Below are 12,110 nucleotides of genomic sequence, written 5' to 3'. Positions count from 1 at the left end.
TTCAGGTAAAGACCCCCGCTCGACAGCATGCGAGATAGCTCACAATGATCACGAAACGATAACGACAGCTATCGCCAGATGTGTTTACCCAGGTGCGTCCCGCCCCGAGATCAGACGAGCCACCACCGGAGCCGAGAGGCGCTCCGAGCGGGAAACCGCAAGTAACCGAGAGCATGTCGGCCGGAAACCAACCGAACAGTCCGCACGTTTGAGGGCCGGCACCGCGCAGTCAAGCCCGGCTTCGCCATTGCCGTCGCAGACATCGCCCGTTTGTCGCTAATTCATAGCTATACCGAATTACCGTGACCCTGATCACTTTTCGGCATACTCGTGCAATCCGAACCTCGCAGGGCGCAAATCTCGCGCCGGCCCGGCTGCCCGCCGACATCCGGAACGATCCTGTCGGACCCTGCGCCTACGCTGCTCGCCGTGCCCTCCCCCGTCCCGCGACCGGCCCAGCTGGCCCTCGAACTTCCCGGTCACGGCGGTGACGAGCCCGAGATCGCACTGCGAGACGTCACCTTCGTCGTGGTGGACCTCGAGACCACCGGGACCCGGCCCGACGGGGACGCCATTACCGAAATAGGTGCGGTGAAGGTGCGCGCCGGCGAAGTACTCGGCGAATTCGCGACGCTGGTCGATCCCGGCTGCGCGATTCCGCCGCAGATCGTGCAGGTCACCGGCATCACCACTGCGATGGTCCTGGAGGCCCCGCGAATCGAGGCCGTGCTCCCCGGATTTCTCGAATTCGCGTCGGGCGCAGTGCTCGTCGCCCACAACGCGCGCTTCGACATGTCCTTCCTGAAGGCGGCGGCCCAGCGCTGCGAGACCGCATGGCCGGCCTTCCAGGTGCTGTGCACGGTTCAGCTGGCGCGGCGCATTCTCGATCGGGACGAGGCGCCGACGGTGCGGCTCTCGGCGCTGGCTCAGCTCCTCGGCGCCTCCACCCGGCCCACCCACCGCGCCCTCGACGACGCGCGCGCCACCGTCGACGTCCTGCACGCGCTGTTCGAACGGGTGGGCAATCTCGGGGTCCAGACCCTGCCCGAATTGATGGACTATCTGCCCGAGGTCACGCGCCGCCAGCGCTCCAAGCGCATCCTCGCCGCCGATCTGCCCGCCGCACCGGGGGTGTATCTGTTCCGGGGACCCTCGGAGGAGGTCCTCTATATAGGGACGGCGGTGAATCTGCGCCGGCGCGTGCGCAATTACTTCACCGGCTCCGAAACCCGCACCCGCATGCGGGAAATGGTCATGCTCGCCACTCGCGTCGATCACGTCCGCTGCGCGCACGGACTGGAAGCGGGAGTGCGCGAGCTGCGCCTGCTGGTAGCGCACACCCCGCCCTACAACCGGCGCTCGAAATTCCCCAAGCGCGCCTGGTGGCTGACGATGACCGACGAGCCCTTCCCCCGATTCGCGGTGAGTCGCACCCCCACCGCAGATGCTCTGGGGCCCTTCCATTCCCGCACCGACGCCACCGAGGTCGCGGCAACCCTCGCGGAATACAGCGGACTGCGGACCTGCACGACACGCATCCCCCGCGGCGGGGTGCACGGCGGCGACTGTCCGCCCGAGGCCGTGGGCGGGTGCCCGGCGGCGATCTTCGGCGAGCGGGTGCCGGCCGCACAGTACGCGGCGGCCCCGCGGGCGGTGCGGGATCTGTTCACCGGACGCGACGACGCACCCTTGCGCGCGATCGCCGCCCGCATCGACGAGTACGTCGCCGCAGAGCATTTCGAGGCCGCCGCGCGGCTGCGTGATCGCACCTGCGCCGTGGTGCGGGCGCTACGGCGCACTCAGCGCCTGGCCGCCCTCGCCCGGATCGCCGAGCTGATCGCGGCCCGCCCCGACGGCAGCGGCGGCTGGGAATTCGCGGTGATCCGCTACGGCCGTCTCGCCGCCGCCGGAACCGCCGCGCGCGGTATCCCGCCGATGCCGGTGGTCGAGAGCCTGGTCGCCGCCGCCGAGACGGTCCGCCCGACCACGATCACAGCAAACCCGTCAGCGGAGCCGCGCATCCCCACCGACACGGATGATGTGCACGATCCCGACCACCCGCCGCTGCGCGGCGCCCCACCCGAGGAGACCGGCGTGATCGCCCGCTGGCTCGACCAACCCGGGACCCGCATCGTCCGCACCAGCGACGGCTACCGGGAACCGCGGCTGGGCGCGGGTCCCTGGCTCGCCTGGGTCGAACGTGCCGAGGCGGCCACCCGCGTGGAATCGGCTGCGAGCGAATACCTCACGCGTACCAGCGCGTAGTTACTCACGGCCGGTTTTCACCGGACACCAGGCGCGAGCGCGGCACTCACTCCCCCAGCGAGAACCCCGCCTCCACATCCGCACTCGAATACGACTTGAAGGCGATATGCGTCGTCGTGCGCAAGACTCCGGCGGTCTTGTTCACCCGGCCGGTCACCACCTCGGCGATCTGTTCGTGATCGCGCACCCGCACCACCGCGATCAAATCGACGTCTCCCGCGCACGAGTAGACCTCGGCGACGCCGTCGAGATCGGCCAGTGCCTGCGCGGTTTCGGGAATCCGGGCCGCCTCGGCGTGGATCAGAACGATCGCGGTAATCATGAGCGCGAGTCTAATTGCGCGCCGCCGACGAGCCCGCACCGTGGCCGTATCGCCGCAGGAACGCGGTCGCCACACGACACCAGCCGCACATGACACGGCCGCACATACGACGGAGCCCCGAGCCGAATGATCGACTCGGGGCTCCGAAACAGCGAACTCAGTGGCTGTGCTTGCCGCCGCTGCCGCTGGTCTGCTCCTGGTAGGTGGCCAGGACCTCCAGCTGCTTGTGCTCGGCCTCGTGCTCGCTCGCGGTGAGTGCCTCGGCCTCGGCGGGCGGATCGGCCCGCAGGAACGAACCCGAACCCGGCTTGCCGGCCCAGCCCAGCTTGTTCATCTTCTTCGGCACCGGCGCGCCCTGGTACTCCAGCGGAATCGGGTGGCCGTGGGCGTCGACCGGGCCCAGCGGCTGGTGCACCTCGATGTACTCACCGTGCGGCAGGCGCTTGATCACACCGGTCTCGATGCCGTGCTCGAGGACCGTGCGGTCGGCGCGCTGCAGGCCCAGGCACAACCGGTACGCCAGGAAGTAGGCGATCGGCGGCGCGAGGAGCAGGGCGATGCGGAAGAACCAGGTCGTCGCGTTCAGCGACACGTCGAACTTCAGCGCGATGATGTCGTTGACACAGGCCAGGGTCAGCACCAGGTAGAAGGCGATGGCCATGGCGCCGATCGCGGTGCGCACCGGCACGTCACGCGGACGCTGCAGGATGTTGTGGTGCACCGTGTCGCCGGTGAGGCGCTTCTCGATCCACGGGTAGGCGATCAGCACCGCGAACACCAGACCCATGATCAACGCGACCCAGAACGGAGCCGGAACGGTGTAGCGGCCCAGATACAGCTCCCACGGCGGCATCAGACGGGCCATACCGTCGGTCCACATCATGTAGAAGTCGGGCTGCGAACCGGCCGAGACCTGTGACGGGTTGTAGGGACCCAGGTTCCAGATCGGGTTGATCTGCAGCACACCACCCATGACGGCGAGCACGCCGAGGGTGAACATGAAGAACGCGCCCTGGTCGGCGGCGAACACCGGCACGATGCGGGCACCGACCACGTTGTTCTCGGTGCGGCCCGGTCCGGGGAACTGGGTGTGCTTCTGGTACCAGACGATCGCCACGTGCGCCGCGATCAGCGCCAGCATGATGCCCGGGAAGAGCAGCACGTGCGCGATGTACAGACGCGGGATGATGATCGTGCCCGGGAAGTCACCGCCGAAGATCAGCCAGTGCATCCAGGTGCCGACCAGCGGAATACCCATGGTGATACCACCGAAGGCGGCCCGCAGACCGGTACCCGACAGCAGGTCGTCGGGCAGCGAGTAACCGAAGAAGCCCTCGAACATCGCCAGGATCAGCAGCAGCGAGCCGATCACCCAGTTCGCCTCACGCGGCTTGCGGAACGCGCCGGTGAAGAAGATGCGGAACAGGTGGATGATGATCGAGCACGCGAACAGCAGCGCCGCCCAGTGGTGCACCTGGCGGACGAACAGACCGCCGCGCACCTCGAAGGAGATGTTCAGCGCCGTCTCGTACGCCCGCGACATGGTGACGCCGCGCAGCGGCTGGTAGGCGCCGTGGTAGACGACCTCGCTCATCGACGGATCGAAGAACAGCGTCAGGTAGATACCCGACAGGATCAGGATGATGAAGGCGTAGAGCGCGATCTCACCCAACAGGAACGACCAGTGGGTCGGGAAGACCTTGTTGATCGACCGTTTCACGAACGCCGCGGCACGATACCGCTCGTCCATCTCGTTGGCCTGTGCGACCACTTTCGAAGGGCTCATGATCGACGCTCCCAGAAGGCCGGACCGAGCGGCTCGATGAAGTCGCCGTTGGCGACCAGGTAGCCGTCGGTGTTGACGGTGATGGGCAGCTGCGGCAGCGCGCGGGCGGCGGGACCGAAGATCGGCTTACCCCACTCGGTCGCCGAGAACTGCGACTGATGGCACGGGCACAGGATCCGGTTGGTCTGCTGCTCGAACAGCGAGGTCGGGCAGCCCAGGTGAGTGCAGATCTTCGAGTACGCCCAGTAGTCACCGAAGTTGAAGCTCTCCTGGCCCCTGCGCTTGATCGCCTTCTGCCCGTCCTCCGGGCGCAGGCGGATCAACATGACCGCGTTACGGATGCCACGCAGCGACTGGAGGGTCTCCTCCTCGTTGCCGCGCCACTCCTCTTTCCACGGGAACACGGTCTCCATGGCGCCGGCGTCGAGGTCCTCCGGCCGCACCAGCACGATGTCCTCGGGCCGGCCGGTGTCCTTGCGCAGGTAGATCGTCTGGCCCGGGAAGTCCGGAGTCCAGCCCGACACCCACAGCGGGGACTTCATGCCCTTGGCCCACGGGTTCTTGATCATGCCGCCGACGAACAGGAACAGTGCGCCGATACCCAGCACACCCACGCCCAGTCCAGCGGTACGGGTGATCATCTTGCGACGTCCCAGCGTCGAGGTCTCCAGCGCGTCCGACAGCTGCGCGCCCAGGGTGCGCCGGTCGACCTCGTCGGAGGGACCGTCGTGGCGGGTCTGGATGGAGATCTCGTTCGGGACGAACTTCTTGCGGATGATGACGGCGGCGACACCGATGGCCAGCACCGCGATACCCAGCAGCAGGCCGTAGAGCGGCGTGGCCAGCGAGTACAGGCCGTTGCCGTCCTCGTTGCGGCCCTTGTACTCCCAGGGCCAGAACAGGAAGACGCCGATCAGCCCGGCCGCCGCGAGGGCGGAGATGGCGAACCAGAACGTCACGTGCCGCTCGGCGCGCTTCTCCGCGCGTGTGCCCGGAACCGGCCAGCGCGGAGCGCGGTAGACGACGTCGACGCCGTCGCGCGCGGTACCGAGTTCGACCAGCTCGGCGGTCGACATCGCGTCGAGCTGCTCCTCGGTGGGGTTCAGGTTCACGCCCTTACCGCCGCCATCCTCAGGCCGGCTCATCTCGTTTCGCTCCTGTTCGCTCATGATCGCGATCCGATCCACATCGCGGCGCCGACCAGCACGATGATGCCGGCGACCCAGATGGCGATGGCCTCGGTCGCGGGACCGAAACCGCCCAGGCCGTATCCGGCCTCCGGCTTGGTCTCGGTGCGGTCCTTCACATAGGCCACGATGTCACGCTTCTCCTCCGGAGACAGCTGCCGGTCGGAGAATTTCGGCATGTTCTGCGGGCCGGTGAGCATCGCGGTGTAGATCTGCTGCGCGTTGGCCGGCTCCAGCGGCGGCGCGAACTTGCCGGAGGACAGCGCACCGCCCTTACCGGTGAAGTTGTGGCAGGACGCGCAGTTGAGGCGGAACAACTCGCCACCGCGTCCCAGGTCGGCTCCCTTGATGAGGGAATCCTGCGCGATCTCGCCGTTCGGGTCGCGAACCACGGTCGGGCCGCCGCCGTTGGCCGCCACGTACGCGCCCAGCGCGTCGGTCTGGCGGGCGTCGAACTTCGGGGGCTTGCGCTGGATCTGCGCGCCGTTACCCGCGGCGGGCATGCGACCGGTGGACACCTGGAAGTAGACCGCCGCCTCGCCGACACCGATCAGGCTGGGGCCGCGGTCCTGAACACCCTGCAGGTTGGCGCCGTGACAGGTGATGCAGGAGGTCTCGTAGATCTGCTTACCCTCGCGGATCAGCGCCGACTGATCCTCGTTGGCCGTCGCGACCTGTGCGTGCGGGGTGAGCGCCGATGCCGCGAAGCCGGCTCCGACGAGGCCCATCAGAAGAACCAGACCGCCGGCGAGCTTGCGGCGCATCCGGCGCTGCTTGCGGGTCTTGATGGCCTGGTTGTTCTCAGCGCTGCCGATCCCGCTCGTGGGATCTGGCGCTGACGGGGGCGATGAACTCATCTGTGTCCCTTTGGAGTAGACGGAACCGACTTGTGCAAAGTGTGTATTTGTCGCGGACCGCGCGTGACGGCCGCCGCCCGGCTAGCGGACGAAGTAGATCGTGGCGAACAGCCCGATCCAGACGATGTCGACGAAGTGCCAGTAGTAGGAGACGACGATGGCCGCGGTGGCCTGCGCCGGCGTGAACTTACTGACCTTGGTGCGAATCAGCAGGAAGATGAACGCGATGAGACCGCCGATGACGTGCAGACCGTGGAAGCCGGTGGTGATGAAGAACACCGAGCCGTAGATGCTGCTCGAGATGGTGGTGCCCTCTTGGTAGAGCGCGTGGTACTCGGTGCCCTGACCGGCCACGAAGAACGCGCCCATGAAGAAGGTGAGCAGGTACCAGCGGCGCAGGCCGAAGACATCGCCGCGCTCGGCCGAGAACACACCCATCTGGCAGGTGAACGAGGAGGCGATCAGCACGGCCGTGACCGGCACGGCGAGCTTGAGGTTCAGCTCGGTCGGTTCCGGCGGCCAGTTGCCATGAGCCTGGGCACGAGCGACGAAGTACATGGCGAAGAGGCCGGCGAAGAACATCAGCTCGCTCGACAGCCAGATGATGGTTCCGACGCTGACCATGTTGGGCCGGTTCAGCGAATGCACACGCTGAGTAATGGCCGATCCTGGGGTCCCTACTGCGGTCGTCACGCCGGTAAGTATGACTCGTCGTAGTACGACAGGCGTAGCCGGGTGCGAATTCGGGGTGTCGGGCTCGGAATCATCAGCGCGCGTGCGGGTCTGGAGCCCGGTTCGGCGTGTCCGGTGAACCCGCAGGTCGAGCGTCGATGCGACCACGGTGACCAGCGGAAATCCCGAGTATGCGATGCTGCGTCGACGCGCGGAGGAAGGCGGGTGGCATGGGAATTCGATCGGTGTGGCAGCGGCTGTCGGGCCGGGGTGCGGCGACGGAATTGGATCCGGCGCGAACGGATCTGATGGTCGTGGTGTCCAGTTTCGACGATGCCGAAGCCTGCTCGAGCGCGCTCGCGCGGGCGAGCGGATGGCGCGCCGAGGAGCAGGCCCTGCTACGCCATCATCTGCGCATCCCGGCCACCGCCCGGGACGAGGTCGTCGACATCGCCGCCCAGGACGGCTACTCCCCCGCCGCGACGTCCGAGGCTTCCGATCCGACCGGCAGTCATATCGAATTGGTATTACAGCGGGTGCAGATCCTGGACGCGCTGCACTGCTCGCAAGAACGGTCGCGGATGGCCGGATTGGCGCAGCGGCACGAGGGCACGGCGGTGGGCTGGGACGCACTACAGCCGAGCGGAATCGAGCCGGGATCTCCGTAATCTTCTTCCGCAATCTTCTTCCGTAACGCCGAGAACAAAGAAATTGCCTCCGCCGATTAGGCTGCTAGCCGGGCGGCCGACGACGATCCGACGGCCCCCACGCCCGCGCGGACGAGCGGTGCGGGTGTCCGATCGCGAACGGGAGATGTGATGAGCGCGCGCAGCTGGCCCGAGATTCTCGGTGCCCTGACCGACGGGGTCGATCTGACCGCGGAGGAGGCGGCGTGGGCGATCGACGAGATCTTCTCCGACAACGCCACCCAGGCGCAGATCGCGGCCTTCGGCGTGGCCATCAAGATGAAGGGCCCCACCGCGATCGAGCTGTCCGGCCTGGCGACCGGCATGTTGAGCCATGCCCGGCGGGTGTCGCTCGATATGGGCGCGGTCGACATCGTCGGCACCGGCGGCGACCGCTCCGGCACGGTCAATATCTCCACGATGTCCTCGATCGTGGTGTCCGCGGCGGGCATTCCGGTGGTCAAGCACGGTAATCGGGCCGCGTCGTCGAAGAGCGGCGGCGCGGACGTGCTCGAGGCGCTGGGCGTGCGGATCGCGTTGAGCCCGGAGTCGGTGGCCCAGTGTGTGCGCGAGGTGGGCATCGGCTTCTGCTTCGCCCCGCTGTTTCATCCGGCGCTGCGGTTCGCCGGTCCGGCGCGCAAGGAGATCGGCATTCCGACGGTCTTCAACGTGCTCGGCCCGCTGACCAATCCGGCGCAGCCGAGCGCGGGACTGATCGGATGCGCCTTCGCCGAGCTCGTCCCCGTGATCGCCGGGGCGTTCGCCGAACGCGGCGCCAATGCGCTGGTGGTGCGCGGAAACGACGGCCTCGACGAGATCACCACCGCCGATACCACCGATGTGTGGGTCGTCGCCGCGGGTGAGAAGTACGAGACCGTCATCGATCCGACGCTCCTAGGCATCCCCCGCGTGGATCCGGCGGCACTGCGCGGCGGCGATGCGACCGTCAACGCCGCGATCGCCCGCGACATGTTCAACGGCGCCCCGGGGCCCGTCCGCGACGCGGTCCTGCTCAACTCCGCCGCCGCGATCGTCGCCTTCGAGCTGACCCCCGAGACCGCCCGCACCGACATCCACGAGCTGCTGCGCCCGGCGCTGGAGCGGGCGGCGGCCTCGGTCGACACCGGAGCGGCCACCCAATTGCTCGACCGCTGGGTGAAGGTGAGCAACGAGCTCGGGGACTGAAACCGGGGAACAGTCCCCGGGCTGTCACTTCAGGTAGCGCACGATGCTTTCCGCGACGCACGCGGGCTTGTCCGCCCCGTCCAGTTCGATGGTGACGGTCCGCACCGCCTGGATGCCGCCGGGGATCTCGGAGACCGAGTCCAGGTGGACGCGGGCGCGGATGCGGCCGCCCGACGGCACCGGCGTGATGAAGCGAACCTTGTTGAGCCCGTAGTTGATTCCCATCGTGATGCCGCCCACCGTGGTCGCCTGGTTGCTCAGCGGCACCAGCAGCGACAGGGTGAGGAATCCGTGCGCGATGGTGTGTCCGTAGGGGCCCTGCGCGGCCTTCTCGGCGTCGACGTGGATCCACTGGTGGTCGCCGGTGGCGTCGGCGAAGGTATCGATGCGGTCCTGGTCGACCTGCAACCAGTCGCTGACACCGAGTTCGGTGCCCACGGCCGCGGCGAGCGCGTCCAGATCGGCGAAATCGGTCATGTCCGGTCCCTTCCGTGCTGCCGGGGCGTTGCGCCGGCAGCTCACATGAAACGTTGTTTCAGTTCGCGTTTGAGCACCTTGTGCGTCGGCCCGAGCGGCAACTCGGAGACGAACTCCACGCGCCGCGGGTATTTGTACCGTGCCACATGCTCGCGGCCGTAGGCGACGACTTCCTCGGCGCTGAGCTCACCGGCCGGCACGACGACCGCCACGATCTCCTCGCCGTAGTTCTCGTCCGGCACTCCGATCACCGCCACCTGCGCGATCCTCGGATGCCGCAGCAGCGCCTCCTCCACTTCGGTGGGATAGACGTTGAATCCGCCGCGGATGATCATCTCCTTGATCCGGTCGACGATCCGCAGATATCCCTGTTCGTCGCGCACGCCCAGGTCGCCGGTGCGGAACCAGCCGTCGACCACGGCCCGCGCGCTCGCCTCCGGATTGCCGGTATAGCCGCTGAACACGTTGTGCCCGCGCACCACCACCTCTCCGACGCTGCCGGTCGGCAGCAACTCGATGCGATCGGTGACGCCGGGATCGGCGATCTCCACGTCCACGCCCCACACCGGATGTCCGACGGTGCCGGCGCGCGGTCCGAAGACCGGCTGGTTCACCGCCGCGGTCGGTGAGGTCTCCGAGAGCCCGTACCCCTCGAGGATCCGCGCGTCGAACACCTCCTCGAACCGTTCCAGCACCGGCAGCGGCAGTGCCGCGCCCCCGGAGATGCACAGCCGCAGTGCGGGGAGTTCGGCGGCGCCGGCGGCCGCCTCGATCAGGCCGTGATACATCGTCGGGACGCCGTGGAAGGTGTTCACGCGTTCGGTCACCATGAGCCGAATCGCCTCGGGCGCGGTGAATCTCGGCATCAGCACGAGGGTCGCGCCGACCCGCCAGGTGGAGTTCATCGAAACCGTCTGCCCGAATACGTGGAACAGCGGCAGCGCGCCGAGGGCCACATCGTCGCGGTGCACATCGTTGGCGTCGAAGGCGTTCACGGTGGCGCACATGACCATATTGAGATGGCTCAGCTCCGCCCCCTTGGGCCGGCCGGTGGTCCCGCTGGTGTAGAACACCACGGCGGTATCCAGCGGCGAGCGCGGAACGAACAGCGCGATCGCCTCGCCCGTCAGGCCGTCCGGTCGCACGCTGGCGATGCCGACCCGGCGGGCCGCCTCCGCACCGACCGATTCCACCTGCGGATGGCAGATCAGCAGCGTCGCCCCGCTGTCGCGCAGGACGAATTCGGCCTCGTCGGCGGTGAGCAGCAGATGCACCGGCACCACCGTCGCCCCTGCCGCGAGGATCGCGTAGTAGGCCCGGGGAAAGTCGGCCGTATTCGGGCACATCAGCGCGACCCGATCCCCCGGCCGGATACCACGCTCGATCAACGCGCCGGCCTGTTCCCTTGCCGCACGCCACAATTCGGCGAAGGTGAGCCGGCGCTCGACCTCGATGAGCGCCACGTGCCCGGGCCGGCGCCGCGCCGGTTCGGCGAGGATGCTCGCCAGCGACAGCGTCGCGTTCACAGCCCCATATCCTTGGCGATGATCATCTTCATGACCTCGTTCGTCCCGCCGTAGATGCGATTGACCCGATTGTCGGCATAGAGCCGGGCGATCGGATATTCGTTGATGAAGCCGTAGCCGCCGTGCAGTTGCAGGCAGCGGTCGATGACGCGCGCGGCGACCTCGGTGCAGAACAGCTTCGCCGAGGCGGCGTCGGCCGCACTGAGTTCACCGGCGTCGAGGGCCTCGAGAGCCCGGTCCACCACGGCCTCGGCCGCGTCGACCTCGGCCTTGCAGGCGGCGAGCTCGAATTTGGTGTTCTGGAACGAGGCGACGGGTTTGCCGAAGACGTTGCGCTGCTGGGTGTACTCCTGCGCGAACCGCACCGCGGCCGCCGCCTGGGCGTAGGCGCCGGCGGCGATGGAGAGCCGCTCCTGGGGCAGATTCTGGCCCAGGTAGGAGAAGCCCTTGTTCTCCTCGCCCAGCAGATCCTCGACCGGCACCCGGACATCGGTGAAGTTCAGCTCGGCGGTATCGGAGGCCCGCAGCCCCAGCTTGTCGAGTTTGCGGCCGATCGTGTAGCCCGGTGACTTCGTGTCGACCACGAGCAGCGAGATGCCGAAGCGGCGGTCGTCCTCGCGGGGCGGCGCGGTGCGGGCGCAGACGATCACCCGGTCGGCGTTCACGCCACCGGTGATGAAGGTCTTGGCGCCGTTGAGCACGTAGTGCGTGCCGTCCTCGGAAAGCTTGGCGGTGGTCCGCATTCCGGCCAGATCCGACCCGGTGCCGGGTTCGGTCATGGCGATGGCGAACATGATCTCGCCGGCGGCGAATCCGGGCAGCCAGCGCTGTTTCTGTTCCTCGGTGGCGAGCTTCTTCAGATACGGCAGGCACAGTCCGACGTGCACGCTGGATCCGCCGAACGACACACCAGCGCGTGCCGTCTCCTCCATGAGGATGGTCTGGAATTTGAACGAGTCGATGCCGGCGCCGCCGTATTCCTCGGGCACCTCGATGCCGAAGACGCCCAATTCGGCGAGTTTGTAATAGAAATCGCGGGGCACGATGCCCGCCTCCAGCCACGTGTCGTAGACCGGGACCACTTCGGTCTCGACGAATTTGCGGACCGTGCCGCGGAAGGTGTCGTGGTCCTCGGTAAAGCTGGTTC

The 12,110-nt window shown here is 67.6% G+C and carries 11 protein-coding genes; 3 read left to right on the top strand and 8 right to left on the bottom strand.

Annotated elements, in window-relative coordinates; all coding sequences use genetic code 11:
* Positions 1-429 precede the first annotated feature (429 nt).
* Positions 430-2,265, top strand: coding sequence for a DEDD exonuclease domain-containing protein (locus tag NN2_RS27650; protein WP_082857315.1), 1,836 nt, complete (start codon positions 430-432; stop codon positions 2,263-2,265).
* A 46-nt stretch (positions 2,266-2,311) separates the two neighbouring features.
* On the opposite strand, the gene NN2_RS27645 is transcribed toward NN2_RS27650, so the two are convergent.
* From NN2_RS27645 to ctaE, 5 genes are all read right to left on the bottom strand, one after another.
* The gene (locus NN2_RS27645; RefSeq protein WP_036500227.1) at positions 2,312-2,587 is read right to left on the bottom strand and encodes an Lrp/AsnC family transcriptional regulator; all 276 of its coding nucleotides are present in this window, start codon (positions 2,585-2,587) and stop codon (positions 2,312-2,314) included.
* Positions 2,588-2,744: 157 nt separating this feature from the next.
* Positions 2,745-4,373, bottom strand: a complete 1,629-nt coding sequence (gene qcrB / locus NN2_RS27640; RefSeq protein ID WP_063017252.1) for a cytochrome bc1 complex cytochrome b subunit — start codon at positions 4,371-4,373, stop codon at positions 2,745-2,747.
* On the bottom strand, positions 4,370-5,542 hold the full coding sequence (gene qcrA, locus NN2_RS27635; protein WP_082857319.1) for a cytochrome bc1 complex Rieske iron-sulfur subunit: 1,173 nt from the start codon (positions 5,540-5,542) through the stop codon (positions 4,370-4,372). The genes qcrB and qcrA overlap by 4 nt, the downstream gene beginning before the upstream one ends.
* A complete protein-coding gene (qcrC, locus tag NN2_RS27630; protein WP_063017250.1) occupies positions 5,539-6,417 on the bottom strand; it encodes a cytochrome bc1 complex diheme cytochrome c subunit in 879 nt (292 codons plus the stop codon). The genes qcrA and qcrC overlap by 4 nt, the downstream gene beginning before the upstream one ends.
* An 81-nt stretch (positions 6,418-6,498) precedes the next feature.
* A complete protein-coding gene (gene ctaE, locus NN2_RS27625; RefSeq protein WP_082857314.1) occupies positions 6,499-7,110 on the bottom strand; it encodes an aa3-type cytochrome oxidase subunit III in 612 nt (203 codons plus the stop codon).
* A 209-nt stretch (positions 7,111-7,319) separates the two neighbouring features.
* Here ctaE and NN2_RS27620 point away from each other — a divergent pair, with 209 nt between their 5' ends.
* Complete coding sequence (locus NN2_RS27620; protein ID WP_063017248.1) at positions 7,320-7,757, top strand: hypothetical protein; 438 nt, start codon at positions 7,320-7,322, stop codon at positions 7,755-7,757.
* A 150-nt stretch (positions 7,758-7,907) separates the two neighbouring features.
* Entirely contained in the window at positions 7,908-8,960 is a 1,053-nt protein-coding gene (trpD, locus tag NN2_RS27615) for an anthranilate phosphoribosyltransferase (RefSeq protein ID WP_063017245.1), read from the top strand.
* Positions 8,961-8,984: 24 nt separating this feature from the next.
* On the opposite strand, the gene NN2_RS27610 is transcribed toward trpD, so the two are convergent.
* The 3 genes from NN2_RS27610 to NN2_RS27600 all read right to left on the bottom strand — a co-directional run.
* Positions 8,985-9,437, bottom strand: coding sequence for a MaoC family dehydratase (locus NN2_RS27610; protein WP_063017243.1), 453 nt, complete (start codon positions 9,435-9,437; stop codon positions 8,985-8,987).
* 41 nt (positions 9,438-9,478) lie between these two features.
* Complete coding sequence (locus NN2_RS27605) at positions 9,479-10,963, bottom strand: long-chain-fatty-acid--CoA ligase (RefSeq protein ID WP_063017241.1); 1,485 nt, start codon at positions 10,961-10,963, stop codon at positions 9,479-9,481.
* A partial coding sequence (locus NN2_RS27600) for an acyl-CoA dehydrogenase family protein (protein ID WP_063017239.1) occupies positions 10,960-12,110 on the bottom strand: 1,151 nt, incomplete at its 5' end. The genes NN2_RS27600 and NN2_RS27605, both read right to left, overlap by 4 nt.

This window comes from Nocardia nova NBRC 15556 (genome assembly GCF_001613005.1).
GTDB lineage: Bacteria > Actinomycetota > Actinomycetes > Mycobacteriales > Mycobacteriaceae > Nocardia > Nocardia nova.
The sequence above is the reverse complement of the archived record's forward strand: the minus strand, read 5'-3'. Positions and strand labels throughout refer to the sequence as shown.

What these genes read in the sequence shown, in the direction of transcription:
- qcrC (WP_063017250.1), bottom strand. Translation starts at nt 6,417, where the DNA reads ATGAGTTCATCGCCCCCGTCAGCGCCAGATCCCACGAGCGGGATCGGC.
- trpD (WP_063017245.1), top strand. Translation starts at nt 7,908, where the DNA reads ATGAGCGCGCGCAGCTGGCCCGAGATTCTCGGTGCCCTGACCGACGGG.
- NN2_RS27610 (WP_063017243.1), bottom strand. Translation starts at nt 9,437, where the DNA reads ATGACCGATTTCGCCGATCTGGACGCGCTCGCCGCGGCCGTGGGCACC.
- qcrA (WP_082857319.1), bottom strand. Translation starts at nt 5,542, where the DNA reads ATGAGCGAACAGGAGCGAAACGAGATGAGCCGGCCTGAGGATGGCGGC.
- qcrB (WP_063017252.1), bottom strand. Translation starts at nt 4,373, where the DNA reads ATGAGCCCTTCGAAAGTGGTCGCACAGGCCAACGAGATGGACGAGCGG.
- NN2_RS27620 (WP_063017248.1), top strand. Translation starts at nt 7,320, where the DNA reads ATGGGAATTCGATCGGTGTGGCAGCGGCTGTCGGGCCGGGGTGCGGCG.
- NN2_RS27645 (WP_036500227.1), bottom strand. Translation starts at nt 2,587, where the DNA reads ATGATTACCGCGATCGTTCTGATCCACGCCGAGGCGGCCCGGATTCCC.